The sequence below is a fragment of the Pseudomonas sp. PDM24 genome, from assembly GCF_019218905.1.
Taxonomy (GTDB): domain Bacteria; phylum Pseudomonadota; class Gammaproteobacteria; order Pseudomonadales; family Pseudomonadaceae; genus Aquipseudomonas.
Genome location: NZ_JAHUWR010000006.1, coordinates 315,496 through 332,872 on the forward strand (window position 1 = coordinate 315,496; position 17,377 = coordinate 332,872).

Sequence of the window (17,377 nt, forward strand, 5' to 3'; positions counted from 1 at the left end):
CTCCGCTTCCAGCGGCTGACGACTAGGGTGTACTGACCCTTTGCCTTCAGGACTCGCCCTATGCACCCGTATTTTTCTCTCGCAGGCCGCACCGCTCTGGTGACCGGCGGCACCCGCGGTATCGGCAAAATGATCGCCAAGGCTTATGTCGAGGCTGGCGCCACTGTGTACGTGTGTGCCCGCGATGCCGACGCCTGTCAGCAAACTGCCAACGAACTGAGTGCCTTCGGGGTTTGTCATGCGGTAGCTGCCAACCTGGCCCACGAAGAAGGCGTCCAGCAATTGGCTGCGCACCTGAGTGAACAGATCGGTCAGCTGGATATTCTGGTGAACAACGCCGGCACCACCTGGGGCGCGCCGCTGGAGAGTTACCCGGTCAAGGGCTGGGAAAAGGTCATGCAGCTCAACGTGACCTCGGTATTCAACTGCATCCAGCAATTTCTGCCGCTGCTGCGCAAGGCCGGTTCGGCGGCGAATCCGGCACGGATCATCAACATTGGTTCGGTCGCCGGGATTTCGTCCTTCGGCGAACAGGCGTATGCCTACGGCCCGAGCAAGGCTGCCCTGCATCAACTGTCGCGGATTCTGGCGCGGGAGCTGGTGAGCCAACACATCAACGTCAATGTGATTGCACCGGGACGGTTCCCGAGCAAGATGACGCAGCACATTGGCAATGATGAGCAGGCGTTGGCGGAGGATACGGCGCTGATTCCGATGAAGCGCTGGGGCCGGGAGGAAGAGATGGCTGCCTTGGCGATCAGTTTGGCGAGTACGGCAGGCGCGTATATGACTGGGAATATTATTCCTTTGGATGGTGGGTTCAGCCTTTAATCCGTGGTGCGGCCTTCGCGAGCAAGCCCGCTCCCACATTGGATCTCCTGTGGCCGCACCATTTGTGGCCAGCATCAATCCAGTGTGGGAGCGGGCTTGCTCGCGAAGGCGATCTGTCAGTCACCGCCGACCCAAGGGTCAATCGGGTATCATGCCCGCCCACACCCCGCCTCGACCCCAAACCATGACCTACAGCGTTTCCCCCATCGGCTTCGTGCGCTCCTGCTTCAAGGAGAAGTTCGCCATTCCGCGCCAGCCGCAGCTGGCCCCGGCCGCTCGAGGCGTGCTGGAACTGGTCGCGCCGTTCGATCAGGGTGATGCGGTGCAGGGGCTGGAACAGGTCAGTCATGTCTGGCTGCTGTTCCTGTTCCATCAGGCCCTGGAAGAAAAGCCACGCCTGAAAGTCCGCCCTCCCCGCCTGGGCGGCAACAAATCCATGGGCGTATTTGCCACTCGGGCAACGCATCGACCCAATGGCATCGGTCAATCGGTGGTCAAACTGGACAAAGTCGAAGCCAATCGGCTGTGGATCTCCGGCATCGACTTGCTCGACGGTACGCCGGTGCTCGACATCAAACCCTATGTGCCTTATGCAGACATCATCGATACGGCGTCCAACAGCATCGCCAGCGCCCCGCCATCGCTGATTCCCGTGCAGTGGACAGACTCAGCACTGCAACAGGCTCACAGCCACGCTCAACGGCTTGATGAGCCCTTGGTTGAGCTGATCGAACAATGCCTGGCACAAGACCCACGCCCGGCGTACCAGATTCCTACGCCAGAAAGGGAATACGGCGCGCAGTTCTGGGATGTGGATGTGCGCTGGCATTACCCCACGCCCGACCTGATCCGCGTCCTCGAAGTCATTCCCGTATCCAACGCGTAGGAAATTTCCGGCATAAAAAAGCCCGCGCAGCCTTAAGGCAACGCGGGCTTTTTATGGTCAACACCAAACCAATGTGGGAGCGAGCTTGCTCGCGAAAGCGGACTCTCAGTCAACATCATCGTTGAATGTTAAACCGTCTTCGCGAGCAAGCCCGCTCCCACATTTTTCAGCGAAAGTTACTTCTCGACGAACGCACGCTCGATCAGGTAATCACCTGGCTCGCGCATCCGCGGCGAAACTTTCAGGCCGAAGCTGTTCAACACTTCGCTGGTCTCGTCGAGCATGCTCGGGCTACCGCACAGCATGGCGCGGTCGTCCTGCGGGTTGATCGGTGGCAGACCGATGTCGCTGAACAGCTTGCCGCTGCGCATCAGGTCGGTCAGGCGGCCTTCATTCTCGAACGGCTCGCGGGTCACGGTCGGGTAGTAGATCAACTTGTCACGCAGCGCCTCGCCGAAGAACTCGTTCTGCGGCAGGTGCTCGGTGATGAACTCGCGGTAAGCGACTTCATTGACGTAACGCACGCCGTGGCACAGGATCACTTTTTCGAAACGCTCGTAGGTTTCCGGGTCCTGGATCACGCTCATGAACGGCGCCAGACCGGTACCGGTGCTGAGCAGGTACAAATGTTTGCCCGGCTTCAAGTCATCCAGCACCAGGGTGCCGGTAGGCTTTTTGCTGATGATGATCTCGTCGCCTTCCTTCAGATGCTGCAACTGGGAAGTCAGCGGGCCATCAGGCACTTTGATGCTGAAGAACTCGAGATGCTCTTCCCAGTTCGGGCTGGCAATCGAGTAAGCGCGCATAAGCGGGCGGCCGTTGGGCTGTTGCAGGCCGATCATCACGAACTGACCGTTCTCGAAGCGCAGGCCCGGATCGCGGGTGCACTTGAAGCTGAACAGAGTGTCGTTCCAGTGGTGAACACTGAGGACACGCTCGTGGTTCATGTTGCTCATGTACGTGGGACTCCTGGAGATTTGCCTGCGCCGATGATGTGCGCAATTGCAGCGCATTCTAATGGCAGCGACAATATCTGTTAACTGGATTATTAAGATAAGGGTTATCGGTTATATCGATATGCGATTTACTCTCCGTCAACTTCAAGTATTCGTCGCCGTCGCCCAGCAGGAAAGCGTATCCCGTGCTGCATTGACGCTCAACCTCTCACAATCGGCGGCGAGCACTTCAATCACCGAGCTGGAGCGTCAGTGCAGCTGCCAACTGTTCGATCGCGCCGGCAAACGGCTGAGCCTCAACGCCCTCGGCAAACAACTGTTGCCGCAGGCGGTGGCCCTGCTCGACCAGGCCAAGGAGATCGAAGACTTGCTCAACGGCAAGTCCGGTTTCGGCTCTTTGGCGGTCGGCGCGACCCTGACCATCGGCAATTACCTCGCCACTCTACTGATCGGCAGCTTCATGCAGCGTCATCCGGAAAGCCAGGTGAAGCTGCATGTGCAGAACACTGCCAACATCGTGCAACAGGTCGCGCATTATGAAATTGATCTGGGTCTAATCGAAGGCGACTGCAGCCATCCGGACATCGAAGTGCAGAGTTGGGTCGAAGATGAGCTGGTGGTGTTCTGTGCGCCTCAGCACCCCTTGGCCAAACGTGGCATTGCGACCATGGAGGCGCTGAGTCATGAGGCGTGGATTCTCCGCGAACAAGGCTCGGGCACACGGCTGACGTTCGACCAGGCCATGCGACACCATCGCAGCGCGCTGAACATTCGCCTGGAACTGGAACACACCGAAGCGATCAAGCGCGCGGTGGAATCAGGTTTGGGGATTGGCTGCATTTCGCGCCTGGCGCTGCGCGATGCGTTCCGCCGCGGCAGCCTGGTGCCCGTGGAAACACCGGATCTGGACCTGGCGCGGCAGTTCTATTTCATCTGGCACAAACAGAAATATCAGACATCGGCGATGCGCGAATTCCTCGAACTGTGCCGCGCGTTCACCGCCGGGGTTCAGCGCAGCGACGAGATCGTCCTGCCCACCATCGCCTAAAGCAGAATCACCGCCCACACCAGCGCGATCATGCTCAACGCCACTAATTGAGCAGCGCTGCCCATGTCCTTGGCGTTCTTGGACAGTGGATGCAACTCAAGGGAAATGCGGTCGATGGCCGCTTCCACCGCCGAATTGAGCAGCTCGACGATCAAGGCCAACAGGCAGACCGCAATCAGTAGCGCCTGCTCGACGCGGCTGACGTTGAGGAAGAATGACAACGGAATCAGGATGGCATTAAGCAACACCAGTTGCCGGAAGGCTGCTTCCCCAGTGAAGGCCGCGCGCAGGCCGTCCAGGGAGTAACCAGAGGCGTTGAGAATGCGTTTGAGGCCGGTCTGGCCTTTGAAAGGTGACATAAAGTAGGCAACTGACCAAAAAGGAGTGGGAAAGCTAGATGAAGCAAAGTCAAAAAAGCGTGAACACGTAGCTCCTTAGTTGCTCGAAATTGACTCAAGTTGTTGCAAGAGCAGCGCCGCCTGAGTCCGGGTCCGCACATTCAGCTTACGGAAAATGGCCGTGACGTGGGCCTTGATCGTCGCCTCGGAAACACTCAACTCATAAGCAATCTGCTTGTTCAGCAAACCTTCACAGACCATGGTCAATACACGGAACTGCTGGGGTGTCAGGCTGGCGAGGCCTTCGCTGGCAGCCTTGGCTTCGGCGGAAACGCTGACCGCTTCGAAGGCCTGGGGCGGCCAGAAAACGTCGCCATCCAGCACCGCGCGTACGGCTTTCTGAATGACGCTCAAATCACTGGACTTGGGAATGAAACCGCTGGCGCCGAATTCACGGGATTTCACCATGATCGATGCTTCTTCCTGAGCCGACACCATCACCACCGGAATCTGCGGGTACTGCCCACGCAACAGCACCAACCCGGAAAAACCGTAAGCCCCCGGCATGTTCAGGTCCAGCAATACCAGATCCCAGTCGGCCTTTTCGTCCAGACGGGTTTCCAGCTCGGCAATGCTCGCCACTTCCACCAGACGGACATCCGGGCCCAGGCCCAGGGTCAACGCTTGATGCAGGGCGCTACGAAAAAGAGGGTGGTCATCGGCAATCAGGATTTCGTATGTGGCCATTTTTCAAATGATCCTGTTTTTTTATGGGACGCCTGATGCATTCAGGCCTCGCCAAAACAACTCGAGGTGCAGCCACGCAGCAGCACCAACAGGGCACGTTCAACGCCAATTACGTAAAAAAAGCAGCGTTTCAAACCTTGGCCGCGCCCTAATCGGCGCCAAGCATGCCCAGCGAAACCGGGGTGGTCAAGTTGCGTGGCCCTGCCAGCGAGCCTGGTTCCTTGCAGTATGGGCGATGCTCAGCAGATCACGGGCGCCGCGTGCTGTACAAAGGGCATCAGCTCGGCATGGGCCGGTGTTGCAACATTCATATCCAGCTGATGTTTAGCGTCCAGATAATGCTGGCTGAACACATCAAAATAAGCGTCCAGCGCCGAAGCAGCGTCTGTATCACCGGCAAGATCGAGGCACAGCGCCGCCACTTCCGCCGTGCACAGGTGCTCGCTGCGAGTGGACCTGCGCAATCGGTATCGTGAAAGTTTCTCAGGAAGCAGGCTCAGAATCGGGAACGCATCAAAATAGGGGCTTTTACGGAAAATCTTCCGGGCTTCGGTCCAGGTGGCGTCCAGCAGAATGAACAATGGGCGCTTGGTGCTATCGACCTCGACGCTGTGGGTAACTCGCTCGGGCTCGACGTATTCGCCAGGAAACACCAGATAGGGTTGCCATTGCGGGTCGGCCAACAGCGCCAGCAGTTGTTCATCGATTTCCGTGCGCGACCAGATGAATGCGTGGTTGTCGCGCACCACATCGGCAATCAGCCAACCGGTATTGCTCGGTTTGAATACTTCTTTATTGGTCATGATCAGGCACACGCCGCTACGGGTGTCGACCTGCGGGCGCCAGGCACACAGGCAGTGACTCTCGATCACACGGCAGGCACGGCAACGGGTTGCTCGCCAACCACGGGCCTGAATCGGCTTGATACCCTCTTCCTCTCGCTGATCGCGCAAGCGGGCTACGGCGTTGGGGGCGTGGTTCATCGTTGGCAACACCGGCAGACAGGAAAACTCGACACAAACGGCACTCGGCAAGGCAATAAAGGCCAGCAGTTTATCAGAGCAGCCGGCGCAAGCCTGTACCGTCCAGGCCGCCTCCCCTATAATTCGCCGCCACTGAACGCATAGTCACGTGACGGGTCGAACCACCAGTCACTGAACCAGGAGAGTTTCATGCTGCGCCTTATCGTTCCCACCGCTGCCATTCTGCTGGCGTCGTCCTTCAATGCTCAGGCTGCTTCCTTGAGTGAGCAGAATCTGAACAGAGAGCTGCGAAACGTCGCCGTACAAAGCAGTGTCGGCACTCCACGGGCGATCAACGAAGACCTTCTGGATCAGGGTTATACCGTCGAAGGCAATCAGCTGATCAATCATCTGAGCGTTCAGAGCAGCCACGCCGACAAGATGCGCGCCGATCCGAAAGCCGTGTACTTCCAGCTTGGCGCCTCCGTCTGCAGAAACGACGGGTTCCGCAAGCTGATGGCCAAGGGGGCGGTCATGCGTTATGACTTCACCGAAGTGAAAACCAATCGCCCGGTCGGCTCCGCAAGCTTCCAGGAATCGGATTGCCCGAAAGCCACACCGGCCAAGAAAAAGTAATCAACGAGAATTGGCGCGCCGCTGTTCATCCTCGGCGCGCAGTTCCGCCAACAACGCCTGCAAGTAGCGCGAACGTCGCTCCCCACCCTCCAGACGCCGGCAGCACTCCTCTTCGAGACTCAAATGATTGGTCTCGGCTGACAACTTCAGCAATCGATACAGTTGCGCATCGATTTCCAGAGTGACTCTGGGCATGGTTTCCCGCCTCCGTGCACGCATTGATCGTCGTTGATCACGCGAAAAATCCCTGAATTGCTTGAACGTTGCGTCCTGCCATTGACGCAAAGTTGTCGTGTCACGCCTGTAACTTAGTAAATCAGAGCGCAGGACAAACGGCTTGCGTTCAGACGAGCGGTGAAAGCACCTTGCAAATCGTCAATAAGCGATTGCCAGGAAAGACTTTGCGGCGCAATGATCAAGCAGCAAAAATCGTCGCGAGGGTCTAAATTCAAAGTGTTCATGTGGTTTTTTTCAGGGCAGAAAAGGGGCTGCCCATTGCGTGTCTTATTGTGCGAACGTTTCTTTCATTCAAGGGATAAGCAGAGCCCGTATGGATGGCTCGATTGCAACCGAGTCAGGTGGAGCGCCCAGGCAAGGGCTTGGGCAGACAGCGACACAAGGGGTGTCGCGGCGCCGACGATTGTTTTGTCGGGCCAAGGGTTCTGTGCAGAAGGAGAAGTTGAATGCCTTACCAACCGAATGACCTCCTGAGCCGTCATTTTCAAGAAAGCGGCCACGACCTCACCAGCAAGGTCGAAGAACAACTCAACCTGGTTTCCCCCAACAGCCCCAACATCCCGATTTACCGCGACATGATCCTGACTGTGCTGCGCATGGCCCAGGAAGATCACAACCGCTGGAATGCCAAGATCACCCTGCAAGCCTTGCGCGAACTCGAACACGCCTTCCGTGTGATGGAGCAGTTCAAAGGACGACGCAAAGTCACTGTTTTCGGCTCGGCCCGCACGCCGATAGAACACCCGTTGTATGGTTTGGCCCGAGAGCTTGGCGCCGCACTGGCGCGCTCGGACATGATGGTCATCACCGGTGCCGGCGGCGGCATCATGGCGGCGGCCCACGAAGGTGCAGGTCTGGAACACAGCTTGGGATTCAATATCACTCTGCCCTTCGAGCAACATGCCAATCCCACGGTCAATGGCACCGGGAATCTACTGCCCTTCCACTTTTTCTTTACCCGAAAGCTGTTCTTCGTCAAGGAAGCCGATGCGCTGGTCCTGTGCCCAGGCGGTTTCGGTACGCTGGATGAAGCGCTGGAAGTGCTGACCCTGATTCAGACGGGCAAAAGCCCATTGGTGCCCGTGGTGCTACTGGATGCGCCGGGCGGCAAGTTCTGGCAAGGCGCGCTGGACTTCATTCACCATCAACTGGAGGAAAATCGCTACATCCTGCCAACCGACATGAAGCTGTTGAGTCTGGTCTACAGTGCCGAAGAGGCAGTGGAGCAGATCAATCAGTTCTACAGCAACTTCCACTCCAGCCGCTGGCTCAAGCATCAGTTCGTGATTCGCATGAACCACAAACTCAGCGACCGGGCGCTCGAACATATACAGGAGGCATTCGCCGACCTGTGCCTGAGCGACCATTTCCATCAGCACGCCTACAGCGGTGAGGAGCACGACGAAGCACAGTTCAGCCATCTGGCGCGACTTTCCTTCACCTTCAACGCCCGCGATCATGGCCGTCTGCGGGAGCTAGTGGATTACATCAACCTGCCGGAAAACTGGGCCCAGTCCAAACCCCAGGCGCAACAACGCACACGGGAACCGTCCAAGGTAACGTGAGGCAAAAAAAACGGCCCGCTATCGAAATAGCGAGCCGTTCATTCAATCGTTCATCCCTCGGCCACTGAACAAGCGGCTGATCATTTCCATGGAATATCCCCGATAACTCAGGAACCTGCCCTGTTTGGCACGTTCCCGGGCGTCTATCGGTAAGTGCCCGGAGAATTTTCGCCGCCAGGTGTCTTCCAGTTGTTCCTGCCAGTTGATACAGCTCTCGCGCAAGGCGAGTTCGATATCGGTACGTTGCAGACCGCGCTGGCTCAACTCTTCGCGAATTCGCAAAGGGCCATAACCGGAACGGGCGCGGTAGGAAACGAAGCTCTCGAGGTAACGGGACTCGGACAACAGGCCCTCTTCCGTCAAGCGGTCGAGTGCTGTGTCGATCATTTCAGGGAGGGCGCCGCGCTGACGCAGTTTACGCGTCAGCTCGACTCGACCATGCTCGCGTCGCGCGAGCAGGTCCATTGCGGTTCGCCGCACCGCGACGAGTGTATCGAGTACGGCGGTCATCGGATCAATCAGATATCAGCGTCAGCCAGGTCATCAGCCGTCTCTTTGACCGGCGATGCTTTGACGTCCGGCGCTGGGGTCAGCAACTTGTCACGCAGTTGCTTCTCGAGCTTGGCGGCGATTTCTGGATTGTCTGCCAGGAACTTGGCCGAGTTGGCCTTGCCCTGACCGATCTTGGTGCCTTCGTAGGCATACCATGCACCGGATTTCTCGACGAAACCGTGCAGAACACCCAGGTCGATCATCTCACCGTTGAGGTAGATGCCCTTGCCGTAAAGAATCTGGAACTCGGCCTGACGGAACGGCGAAGCCACCTTGTTCTTCACAACCTTGACGCGGGTTTCGCTACCGACGACTTCATCACCTTCTTTCACCGCGCCAGTACGGCGGATGTCCAGACGAACCGAAGCGTAGAACTTCAGCGCGTTACCACCGGTGGTGGTTTCCGGGCTGCCGAACATCACGCCGATTTTCATGCGGATCTGGTTGATGAAGATCACCAGGCAGTTGGCGTTCTTGATGTTACCGGTGATTTTACGCAGCGCCTGGGACATCAGACGGGCTTGCAGGCCCACGTGCATGTCGCCCATTTCGCCTTCGATTTCAGCCTTCGGCACCAGAGCAGCCACGGAGTCGACGATGATCACGTCAACCGCGTTGGAACGCACCAGCATGTCGGTGATTTCCAGGGCTTGCTCGCCGGTGTCCGGCTGGGAAACCAGCAGGTCGTCGACGTTGACGCCCAATTTGCCGGCGTACTCAGGGTCGAGGGCGTGTTCGGCGTCGACGAATGCGCAGGTCGCGCCGGCTTTTTGAGCCTGGGCGATCACCGACAGTGTCAGGGTGGTTTTACCGGAGGATTCAGGACCGTAGATCTCAACGATACGGCCTTTTGGCAGACCGCCAATGCCGAGCGCGATATCCAGACCCAGAGAGCCAGTGGAAATAGCCGGGATCGCCTGACGGTCCTGATCGCCCATACGCATTACGGCACCCTTGCCGAATTGACGTTCGATCTGACCCAGGGCCGCAGCCAAGGCTTTCTTCTTGTTGTCGTCCATTAAAGTCCTCACGTAATCAATAAGGCCTGACGGCCAACACCTGTATAAGTAGCCAGTATTATTCCACAGCGTTTCAGGATCGCCTACCCCTGATTTGAGATTTCTCCAGCGGCATGGCGCAGCAGCCCCTCTAGCGCGGCCTTCACCGTTTGTCGGCGGACCTCGTCACGGTTACCGGCAAAGTACTGCACCTCGCTGAACACCTGCTCACCCACCCCCCAGGCCAGCCACACCGTGCCCACGGGCTTGCCCGGCGAACCACCATCCGGCCCCGCCACACCGCTAACGGCCACGGCAAAACGCGCCCGGCTTTTTTCCTGCGCGCCGCGGACCATGGCCTCGACCACCTCGCGACTGACCGCCCCGACAGTTGGAAACAACTCAGCCGGGACATCCAGTTGCTGGGTTTTCTGACGGTTGGAGTAGGTGACATAACCGGCCTCGAACCACGCCGAACTCCCCGGAATACGGGTGATTGCCTCGGCAATCCCGCCACCGGTACAGGATTCGGCGGTGGTGACGTGGGCATTGAGAACCTGCAAGCGTCTGCCAAGTTCAGCGGCCAACTGAGTGATATCTTTCACGGCTCTCTCCTGATCGAGCGGAATGAGGCCTACCGTACACGAGCCGATCACGCTTGCAAGGTTCAGGATCGATCAAAATGTTAGCGAGCAAAGGCTCTGATATAAGCCTGACGGCCTGCAAGGCAATCAATCCGCGGTCGCCGGCATTGGTGATAGCGACAATTCGTTGAGCATGCACCGGGGGCTCGCTACGTCGCGGGTGCCACCGTCAACTGGTCGAGTTTCTCGGCCTGCAACCCGGCCAGTTCCGCCAGTTGCCGGCCATAACGCCAGTCCTGAAGTCGCCAGGCCAGCGCCGCCGAGCCGCCGGCCAACACAACCGGAAACACAACAACGCCAATGATGCGGTAAGACATCGGGATCAAACCGAAGGCTGGCATAACACCGCCCTCGCCCGCGCCCAGAGATGCAAGCGATCCTGCAAACCGTTCAGGCCGCCGTTGATGCGGCGGGTGATGCTGTTGAACTGGTCGCGGTCGGCCAGTTCATTGAAGCCATTTTGCTCCCAGAACCAGGCAGCCGATTCAGCGGCCCACCGCGGCTTTTCCAGAAGTCCTGGCAAAAACAGCAAACGATCATCACCGAAGAGTCCGAGACTGCACTGACGGTAATTGTCGCGACCCGTGATCTGAATCAGGCCTCGGCCACGGTATTTTTGACCGTCGCCGTCGGGCTCTGGCGTATTACCCAGGCGCACAGTCAGTGCGCCGGTGTCGTACTTGCTCAAGTATTGAGCGCAGCCCAACTCACGTACGTACTGCAACTGCCCCGACTCATGACCGACTTGCGCAAGGAACGCAGCGATGCGTTTCGGGGTATTGATGTTGCGGTGGGTCATGGCGATGTTGAGCGCAGAAATGAAAACGCCTGCTTGGGAGCTGGCGTTGGGCATAACGATCTGTAGTTGTTGCTGCGTAACAGTCATATAGCCTCCAGAATGCCGGCGGCGACTCGATCTACAAGACTTGGGCAGTGATCACGCAGTTGGTCAATCAGTGGAATGATCTTCATCGTGTTTTCACCGGGTAATAAAACCCCGCTTGAGTGCGGGTTTGAGTGAAAGGTACTGGCCGTGGGAAACCCGCGTCCGTGCGGGTCGGATGCCGGTAGGCATCGCTGCTCGCCATTCCATTGGGCTTTGTATTCAGTGATCCTGGCGGGTATCTGGCGGCGGCACTTCGCAAACGCCAATCCGCTTGGCCGCCCAGCGCTCATAAAGACCGATGGAAACATCCGCTCCGGCCATCGCCGTCAGACAACCGAACGCGCCAGCCGCCCAGATCGACATGCCTGCGGCGTACAGCAACATGATGGCCGAGACTCCGCAGACCATGCAGGCCCCGGATCGCAAGGCCAGACGCCGCAGCAATGACCACCCGCGAGCGCCCTCCTTGTCGGCGCGCCACATTTCACCAGACACCCCACCCACCAGGGCGAGAACGATGACCAGCCAGATCGGCATGTCCAGCAACGCTTGTTGCTCGTTTGTCATGTCACGCCTCCTGGGGGTGATTAATGAGTAATTGATGGTGTGTTTCGGATGCAGCCTTGGTGATCAGCGGTCGCCGCTCAAGCGCAGAGAAACGACTGCAAATCCTGTTGATGGCAGGCGACCAGGTGGTTAAACAGGCTCAACGATTACGTTGTCGATGAAGGCAAAGTTGGCGTACGGGTTCTGCTCGTTGGGGAAGGCCAGGGTCGTTTTAGCCGTGGTGGCGGTGAAGTCGTAAGTGATGGTGCTCCACTCGACTGTTGTACCGTTGGCGGACGGGGTGTTGAAGGTGACGGTTTTCCCCGCCACATTCACCTGGATGACACCGTCGCCGGAGCGACCGGCGTAGCGCGAATTACCCGCGCTGAGGTCAATCGGTACTGGGCGCCGACCGTGGTAGCAAAGTTCTGCTGAATGCCGCCGCCGTTGCCATAAACGTAGTTGGCCAGGTCGACGATCACAACGCCATCCGCGGCGACGGAGCCGCCGATCGCGGCAGGCATATTGAAGTACTCGGCACCGGACAGAAACGTCGTCCAACCCGTGATGAAGTTGGCTTGCTCCGTGGTATCCAGTATGCAACTACCGCTGCAGCCTGGCTGTTCAAAGCTGCCGTTGACCAAAAGGTTGGCGGCAACAGCGTTGCCCCCAGCGCCGAGCAGAGCAACGGCCAGCAACAGCGGGGCAATGTATTCCCTGAAACCGTTCATGATTCACCTAGTGAGTTAATTGAGTTATTTGCGCTGCTGATGCAGTGCTCATGTCGCTCACAGGCGATCGCTCGAGGCTCGTTGCCTTCACATGATTCAGCGTCCCGCATCGGGAACATTTGATCTGGAGCTCGGTGTACTCACCCACTCGGGCGAGAAGTCTTTTGCACTGCCCACATCTGCAATCTTTCAACATCGAGATGCCTCCTGGCTTCTGCCGAGTCCTTTCTGTAATTGAGGTTGATAAACCTCGGACGAGGTGGGCATTCCCGGCGCTAACCGGAATGCGATCCTTCGCATTGACCTTTCGGCGCTACTGGCGCGGTACGAGTCCATTCAAATTGTTTTTCCGACCGCGGCCCCTGCCCGCCGGATAACTGCTTGTGGTGCTTTACGCTGCACACCCGGGTCAGTTGCCAACCCTCTGAACCGTTGAGGCCGGTTCATCGCTGCCTTTGTGGTGGAACTAAAGAGCTTCGTTTCGAGCCGCCTTGTCGGGCGGCTTGAGACAAAGAATATGCATGGATGCATATACAGTCAATGCATAAATGCATTTATTTATGCATTATAAATGCACAGGCGCATGAAAGCCCCGCAAGCAAAGGCGTTGGCGGTTTTTCGATAGGCGAAAAAAAACCCGCCGGGCAGCGGGTTTTATCTGACAGCGGTGAGGTTAACGGGCGTACATGCCCCACCAGAAGACGTGACCGAGGATGACGATCTGCTCTTCCTGGATTTCCTGGAAGCTGTAGTCCTCGTCCGGATGCTCATCGCGGTTGAAGCTGCGCAGGCGAATCCCTGTCGGCAGGCGATAAAGCTGTTTCACCCGCAACTGGCCGTTGTGGTTGATGGCGTAGAGGTCACCGTCGACGATGTCACCAATCCCGCATTTACCGGCATTCACCCCGACCGTGGCGCCATCGCGCAGCACCGGCAACATGCTGTTGCCGCGCACGGTCACGCATTTGGCCTGATCGAACTGCACGCCGTTATGGCGCAGGCTGCGCTTGCCGAAGCGCAGGCTAGAGCGCTCGCTCTCTTCGATGACGAATCTTCCTGATCCAGCAGCCAATTCAACCTCGCGAAGAAAGGGGACCGACACCTCGTCGTCATCGACGGGCGTATCGTCGTCCCACAGGCTTATGTCCTTGAGTTCCGAATGCGACTCATCGCGCCCGGCGCTGGCGGCGTGCGCGACATCCGCACGGCCACGCAACTGGTCGGTGCTCACGGCGAAGTATTCGGCAATCTTCGAAATATGTTTATCCGAAGGATCGACGATCTTCCCGCTGAGGATCCGCGAGAGAGTGGATTGAGGCACGCCGGTGCGACGGTGAAGCTCCGTGGGGGAGATCCCGTGCTGATCGAGCAGTGCTCTTAAGACGGTAGAAACATTGCGTTTTTGCATAACGTGCATAGTGCTTGATCTTTTTTCGGAAGACAAATGCTGATTTGCATAGATCGTGCATAGAGAGCAGAAATGTGCCTTGGCGCTTTCATGCCTGCGTAGGTCGGACTGCCCATGTTAACCTTGCGCCCATCGCGGAAAAGCCGGGCCGATGCCCCTCCTTTGCCCTACACCTTTCAACGAGTTTTCCTGAATTTCCGATGAATAAAGCCCTCTCCGATCTGTCCTCCCACACCCCGATGATGCAGCAGTACTGGCGCCTGAAGAACCAGCACCCTGATCAGCTGATGTTCTACCGCATGGGTGACTTCTACGAGATCTTCTATGAAGACGCGAAGAAGGCCGCCAAGTTGCTGGACATCACTTTGACGGCTCGTGGGCAATCGGCGGGGCAGGCGATTCCGATGTGTGGGATTCCTTACCACGCCGCGGAAGGTTACCTGGCGAAACTGGTGAAGCTCGGCGAGTCGGTGGTGATTTGTGAGCAGGTCGGCGACCCGGCCACCAGCAAAGGCCCGGTGGATCGTCAGGTGGTGCGGATCATCACCCCTGGCACAGTCAGCGATGAAGCGCTGCTGGATGAGCGCAGGGACAACCTGATCGCGGCGGTGCTGGGTGACGAGCGTCTGTTCGGGCTGGCGGTGCTGGACATCACCAGCGGCAACTTCACCGTGCTGGAGATCAAGGGCTGGGAAAACCTGTTGGCGGAACTGGAGCGCGTCAATCCGGTGGAGCTGATGATCCCGGATGATTGGCCGAAAGACCTGCCGGCGGAAAAACGTCGTGGGGTTCGTCGCCGTGCGCCGTGGGATTTTGAACGTGACTCGGCACTGAAAAGTCTTTGCCAGCAGTTTTCCACCCAGGACCTGAAAGGATTCGGCTGCGAGAACCTGACCCTGGCGATCGGCGCCGCCGGTTGCCTGCTCAGCTACGCCAAGGAAACCCAGCGCACCGCCCTGCCGCATTTGCGCAGCCTGCGTCATGAACGCCTGGATGACACCGTGGTGCTGGACGGCGCGAGCCGTCGCAACCTGGAACTGGACACCAACCTGGCCGGCGGTCGCGACAACACCTTGCAATCGGTGGTCGACCGCTGTCAGACCGCCATGGGCAGCCGCTTGCTGACTCGCTGGCTGAACCGTCCGCTGCGGGATTTGACCGTATTGCTGGCGCGTCAGAGCTCGATCACCTGCCTGCTCGACGGTTACCGTTTCGAAAAGCTGCAACCGCAGCTCAAGGAAATCGGTGACATCGAGCGGATTCTGGCGCGGATCGGCCTGCGCAATGCCCGTCCTCGTGACTTGGCGCGCCTTCGCGACGCCCTCGGTGCACTGCCAGAGTTGCAAGTGGCGATGGCCGAGCTTGAAGCCCCGCACATCATTCAATTGGCGACGACCACCAGCACCTATCCGGAACTGGCGGCATTGCTGGAAAAAGCCATTATCGACAACCCGCCCGCCGTCATCCGTGACGGCGGCGTGTTGAAAACCGGTTACGACAGCGAACTCGACGAACTGCAATCGCTCAGCGAAAACGCCGGGCAGTTCCTGATCGATCTCGAAGCGCGTGAAAAGGCCCGCACCGGCCTGTCGCACTTGAAGGTCGGCTATAACCGGATTCACGGATACTTCATCGAGTTGCCGAGCAAGCAGGCCGAATCGGCGCCTGCGGACTATATTCGGCGGCAGACCCTCAAAGGTGCCGAGCGCTTCATCACGCCGGAACTGAAGGCGTTCGAGGACAAGGCGCTGTCCGCCAAGAGCCGCGCCCTGGCCCGCGAGAAAATGCTCTACGAAGCGTTGCTCGAAGACTTGATCGCCCAGTTGCCGCCCTTGCAAGACACCGCCGCAGCCTTGGCCGAGCTGGATGTGCTGAGCAACCTCGCCGAGCGCGCACTGAATCTGGACCTGAACTGCCCGCGTTTTGTCAGCGAGCCGTGCATGCGCATCACCCAGGGTCGTCACCCGGTGGTCGAGCAAGTACTCACCACGCCGTTCGTGGCCAATGACCTGAGCCTTGACGACAATACCCGCATGCTGGTGATTACCGGTCCGAACATGGGCGGTAAATCCACCTACATGCGTCAGACCGCATTGATCGTGCTACTGGCGCATATCGGCAGTTTCGTGCCGGCGGCCAGTTGCGAATTGTCCTTGGTAGACCGAATCTTCACCCGAATCGGCTCCAGCGATGACTTGGCGGGCGGGCGCTCGACCTTCATGGTTGAAATGAGCGAAACCGCGAACATTTTGCACAACGCCACCGAACGCAGCCTGGTGCTGATGGACGAAGTCGGTCGCGGCACCAGCACCTTCGACGGTCTGTCCCTGGCCTGGGCGGCGGCTGAGCGTCTCGCGCACCTGCGGGCCTACACCCTATTCGCCACCCACTATTTCGAGCTGACAGTGCTGCCGGAAGCCCAGCCACTGGTGGCCAACGTGCACCTCAATGCCACCGAACACAACGAACGCATCGTGTTCCTGCACCACGTGCTGCCTGGGCCTGCCAGCCAGAGCTATGGCTTGGCGGTTGCGCAGTTGGCCGGTGTACCGAGCGAAGTGATCGTGCGGGCTCGCGAGCATCTGAGCCGACTGGAATCCACAGCGCTGCCTCATGAGGTTGCGAAGCCGGCCAAAGGCAAACCGGTCACGCCGCAGCAGAGCGACATGTTCGCCAGCCTGCCGCATCCGGTGCTGGATGAACTGGCCAAACTTGATCTGGACGACATGTCACCGCGTCGTGCGCTCGAAATGCTCTATACACTAAAGACACGGATCTAACGCACTTGCCTGCAAGCTGTTAGAATCTCGCGCGGTTTGGGATGCTGCAGGCCAATAGCCTGACCTGCAGACTATCGCTCCCGAACCTGGCGACCCCAACGTGAAGGGGCTCCGCTGCCGCCGCCTGAGGAGAAAATTAGAAATGACCTTCGTCGTCACCGACAACTGCATCAAGTGCAAGTACACCGACTGCGTAGAAGTCTGTCCGGTGGACTGCTTTTACGAAGGCCCGAACTTCCTGGTGATTCACCCGGATGAGTGCATCGACTGCGCACTGTGCGAACCAGAATGCCCTGCCGTGGCCATCTTCTCCGAAGATGAAGTTCCGGAAGATATGCAGGAGTTCATTCAGCTGAACGTTGAGCTGGCGGAAATCTGGCCCAACATCACCGAGAAGAAAGAATCGTTGCCCGATGCCGAAGAGTGGGATGGCGTCAAAGGCAAGATCAAAGACCTCGAACGCTGATTACCCCGTGTTCTCGAAAAGGCCCCTTGTGGGCCTTTTTGCTTTTCCAAAGATCAAAAGATCGCAGCCTTCGGCGGCTCCTACAGAGATTGCGCATGCTCGTGAAATCATGGGTGTACGTGGTTTGTGTAGGAGCTGCCGAAGGCTGCGATCTTTTGAT

General features: G+C 58.3%; 19 protein-coding genes and 2 pseudogenes. 7 read left to right on the top strand and 14 right to left on the bottom strand.

Going from position 1 to position 17,377, the window contains the following annotated elements; translation table 11 throughout:
* The first annotated feature begins 60 nt into the window (after nt 1-60).
* Complete coding sequence (locus KW837_RS21020) at nt 61-831, top strand: SDR family oxidoreductase (protein ID WP_218398395.1); 771 nt, start codon at nt 61-63, stop codon at nt 829-831.
* A 184-nt stretch (nt 832-1,015) separates the two neighbouring features.
* Entirely contained in the window at nt 1,016-1,717 is a 702-nt protein-coding gene (gene tsaA, locus KW837_RS21025; protein WP_218398397.1) for a tRNA (N6-threonylcarbamoyladenosine(37)-N6)-methyltransferase TrmO, read from the top strand.
* Between the two features lie 176 nt (nt 1,718-1,893).
* On the opposite strand, the gene fpr is transcribed toward tsaA, so the two are convergent.
* The gene (gene fpr, locus KW837_RS21030; RefSeq protein ID WP_003443014.1) at nt 1,894-2,673 is read right to left on the bottom strand and encodes a ferredoxin-NADP reductase; all 780 of its coding nucleotides are present in this window, start codon (nt 2,671-2,673) and stop codon (nt 1,894-1,896) included.
* Nucleotides 2,674-2,794: 121 nt separating this feature from the next.
* Between fpr and KW837_RS21035 the strand changes: the two genes are divergently transcribed.
* Complete coding sequence (locus tag KW837_RS21035; protein WP_192344250.1) at nt 2,795-3,721, top strand: LysR family transcriptional regulator; 927 nt, start codon at nt 2,795-2,797, stop codon at nt 3,719-3,721.
* Here KW837_RS21035 and KW837_RS21040 read toward each other — a convergent pair.
* The 3 genes from KW837_RS21040 to KW837_RS21050 form a co-directional block, all read right to left on the bottom strand.
* Nucleotides 3,718-4,080, bottom strand: coding sequence for a diacylglycerol kinase (locus tag KW837_RS21040; RefSeq protein ID WP_019580981.1), 363 nt, complete (start codon nt 4,078-4,080; stop codon nt 3,718-3,720). The genes KW837_RS21035 and KW837_RS21040 overlap by 4 nt on opposite strands.
* A gap of 75 nt (nt 4,081-4,155) precedes the next feature.
* Nucleotides 4,156-4,806, bottom strand: coding sequence for a response regulator transcription factor ErdR (gene erdR, locus KW837_RS21045; RefSeq protein WP_007907284.1), 651 nt, complete (start codon nt 4,804-4,806; stop codon nt 4,156-4,158).
* Between the two features lie 239 nt (nt 4,807-5,045).
* Nucleotides 5,046-5,789: a tRNA-uridine aminocarboxypropyltransferase gene (locus KW837_RS21050; RefSeq protein ID WP_008072711.1), complete on the bottom strand. Its 744-nt coding sequence runs from the start codon at nt 5,787-5,789 to the stop codon at nt 5,046-5,048.
* 189 nt (nt 5,790-5,978) lie between these two features.
* Between KW837_RS21050 and KW837_RS21055 the strand changes: the two genes are divergently transcribed.
* Nucleotides 5,979-6,404, top strand: coding sequence for a PA3611 family quorum-sensing-regulated virulence factor (locus KW837_RS21055; RefSeq protein ID WP_218398399.1), 426 nt, complete (start codon nt 5,979-5,981; stop codon nt 6,402-6,404).
* Here the strand turns inward: KW837_RS21055 and KW837_RS21060 are convergent, their stop codons facing one another.
* A complete protein-coding gene (locus KW837_RS21060; RefSeq protein ID WP_007907277.1) occupies nt 6,405-6,599 on the bottom strand; it encodes a hypothetical protein in 195 nt (64 codons plus the stop codon).
* 488 nt (nt 6,600-7,087) lie between these two features.
* On the opposite strand from KW837_RS21060, the gene KW837_RS21065 reads away from it, so the two are divergent.
* On the top strand, nt 7,088-8,206 hold the full coding sequence (locus KW837_RS21065; protein WP_218398401.1) for a TIGR00730 family Rossman fold protein: 1,119 nt from the start codon (nt 7,088-7,090) through the stop codon (nt 8,204-8,206).
* Between the two features lie 42 nt (nt 8,207-8,248).
* Here KW837_RS21065 and recX read toward each other — a convergent pair whose 3' ends face one another.
* The 9 genes and pseudogenes from recX to KW837_RS21110 form a co-directional block, all read right to left on the bottom strand.
* The gene (gene recX / locus KW837_RS21070; protein ID WP_218398403.1) at nt 8,249-8,716 is read right to left on the bottom strand and encodes a recombination regulator RecX; all 468 of its coding nucleotides are present in this window, start codon (nt 8,714-8,716) and stop codon (nt 8,249-8,251) included.
* A gap of 8 nt (nt 8,717-8,724) precedes the next feature.
* Complete coding sequence (recA, locus tag KW837_RS21075) at nt 8,725-9,777, bottom strand: recombinase RecA (RefSeq protein WP_007907270.1); 1,053 nt, start codon at nt 9,775-9,777, stop codon at nt 8,725-8,727.
* Nucleotides 9,778-9,860: 83 nt separating this feature from the next.
* Nucleotides 9,861-10,361 carry a CinA family protein gene (locus KW837_RS21080; RefSeq protein ID WP_218398405.1) on the bottom strand — a complete coding sequence of 167 codons (501 nt, stop codon included), beginning with the start codon at nt 10,359-10,361 and terminating at the stop codon, nt 9,861-9,863.
* Between the two features lie 80 nt (nt 10,362-10,441).
* Nucleotides 10,442-10,741, bottom strand: a pseudogene (locus KW837_RS21085) (hypothetical protein).
* Complete coding sequence (locus KW837_RS21090; RefSeq protein WP_218398407.1) at nt 10,723-11,286, bottom strand: glycoside hydrolase family 19 protein; 564 nt, start codon at nt 11,284-11,286, stop codon at nt 10,723-10,725. Before KW837_RS21090 ends, KW837_RS21085 begins: the two are co-directional and overlap by 19 nt.
* Before the next feature lie 219 nt (nt 11,287-11,505).
* Nucleotides 11,506-11,853 (bottom strand): phage holin family protein, encoded by a 348-nt coding sequence (locus KW837_RS21095; protein ID WP_218398409.1) that lies wholly within the window; start codon nt 11,851-11,853, stop codon nt 11,506-11,508.
* Between the two features lie 129 nt (nt 11,854-11,982).
* Nucleotides 11,983-12,563 (bottom strand): annotated as a pseudogene (locus tag KW837_RS21100) (DUF642 domain-containing protein).
* Between the two features lie 7 nt (nt 12,564-12,570).
* The gene (locus KW837_RS21105; RefSeq protein WP_218398411.1) at nt 12,571-12,759 is read right to left on the bottom strand and encodes a Com family DNA-binding transcriptional regulator; all 189 of its coding nucleotides are present in this window, start codon (nt 12,757-12,759) and stop codon (nt 12,571-12,573) included.
* Nucleotides 12,760-13,236: 477 nt separating this feature from the next.
* Nucleotides 13,237-13,971, bottom strand: a complete 735-nt coding sequence (locus KW837_RS21110; protein WP_008072692.1) for an XRE family transcriptional regulator — start codon at nt 13,969-13,971, stop codon at nt 13,237-13,239.
* 200 nt (nt 13,972-14,171) lie between these two features.
* Here KW837_RS21110 and mutS point away from each other — a divergent pair, with 200 nt between their 5' ends.
* Both mutS and fdxA read left to right on the top strand, forming a co-directional pair.
* Nucleotides 14,172-16,751: a DNA mismatch repair protein MutS gene (mutS, locus tag KW837_RS21115; RefSeq protein ID WP_218398413.1), complete on the top strand. Its 2,580-nt coding sequence runs from the start codon at nt 14,172-14,174 to the stop codon at nt 16,749-16,751.
* 142 nt (nt 16,752-16,893) lie between these two features.
* Nucleotides 16,894-17,217 carry a ferredoxin FdxA gene (fdxA, locus tag KW837_RS21120; RefSeq protein ID WP_003222178.1) on the top strand — a complete coding sequence of 108 codons (324 nt, stop codon included), beginning with the start codon at nt 16,894-16,896 and terminating at the stop codon, nt 17,215-17,217.
* Nucleotides 17,218-17,377 lie beyond the last annotated feature (160 nt).

Excerpts from the sequence above, each read along its gene's own strand:
- KW837_RS21020 (WP_218398395.1), top strand. The coding sequence starts at position 61 with ATGCACCCGTATTTTTCTCTCGCAGGCCGCACCGCTCTGGTGACCGGC.
- tsaA (WP_218398397.1), top strand. The coding sequence starts at position 1,016 with ATGACCTACAGCGTTTCCCCCATCGGCTTCGTGCGCTCCTGCTTCAAG.
- fpr (WP_003443014.1), bottom strand. The coding sequence starts at position 2,673 with ATGAGCAACATGAACCACGAGCGTGTCCTCAGTGTTCACCACTGGAAC.
- KW837_RS21035 (WP_192344250.1), top strand. The coding sequence starts at position 2,795 with ATGCGATTTACTCTCCGTCAACTTCAAGTATTCGTCGCCGTCGCCCAG.
- KW837_RS21040 (WP_019580981.1), bottom strand. The coding sequence starts at position 4,080 with ATGTCACCTTTCAAAGGCCAGACCGGCCTCAAACGCATTCTCAACGCC.
- erdR (WP_007907284.1), bottom strand. The coding sequence starts at position 4,806 with ATGGCCACATACGAAATCCTGATTGCCGATGACCACCCTCTTTTTCGT.
- KW837_RS21050 (WP_008072711.1), bottom strand. The coding sequence starts at position 5,789 with ATGAACCACGCCCCCAACGCCGTAGCCCGCTTGCGCGATCAGCGAGAG.
- KW837_RS21055 (WP_218398399.1), top strand. The coding sequence starts at position 5,979 with ATGCTGCGCCTTATCGTTCCCACCGCTGCCATTCTGCTGGCGTCGTCC.
- KW837_RS21060 (WP_007907277.1), bottom strand. The coding sequence starts at position 6,599 with ATGCCCAGAGTCACTCTGGAAATCGATGCGCAACTGTATCGATTGCTG.
- KW837_RS21065 (WP_218398401.1), top strand. The coding sequence starts at position 7,088 with ATGCCTTACCAACCGAATGACCTCCTGAGCCGTCATTTTCAAGAAAGC.
- recX (WP_218398403.1), bottom strand. The coding sequence starts at position 8,716 with ATGACCGCCGTACTCGATACACTCGTCGCGGTGCGGCGAACCGCAATG.
- recA (WP_007907270.1), bottom strand. The coding sequence starts at position 9,777 with ATGGACGACAACAAGAAGAAAGCCTTGGCTGCGGCCCTGGGTCAGATC.
- KW837_RS21090 (WP_218398407.1), bottom strand. The coding sequence starts at position 11,286 with ATGACTGTTACGCAGCAACAACTACAGATCGTTATGCCCAACGCCAGC.
- KW837_RS21095 (WP_218398409.1), bottom strand. The coding sequence starts at position 11,853 with ATGACAAACGAGCAACAAGCGTTGCTGGACATGCCGATCTGGCTGGTC.
- KW837_RS21105 (WP_218398411.1), bottom strand. The coding sequence starts at position 12,759 with ATGTTGAAAGATTGCAGATGTGGGCAGTGCAAAAGACTTCTCGCCCGA.
- KW837_RS21110 (WP_008072692.1), bottom strand. The coding sequence starts at position 13,971 with ATGCAAAAACGCAATGTTTCTACCGTCTTAAGAGCACTGCTCGATCAG.
- mutS (WP_218398413.1), top strand. The coding sequence starts at position 14,172 with ATGAATAAAGCCCTCTCCGATCTGTCCTCCCACACCCCGATGATGCAG.
- fdxA (WP_003222178.1), top strand. The coding sequence starts at position 16,894 with ATGACCTTCGTCGTCACCGACAACTGCATCAAGTGCAAGTACACCGAC.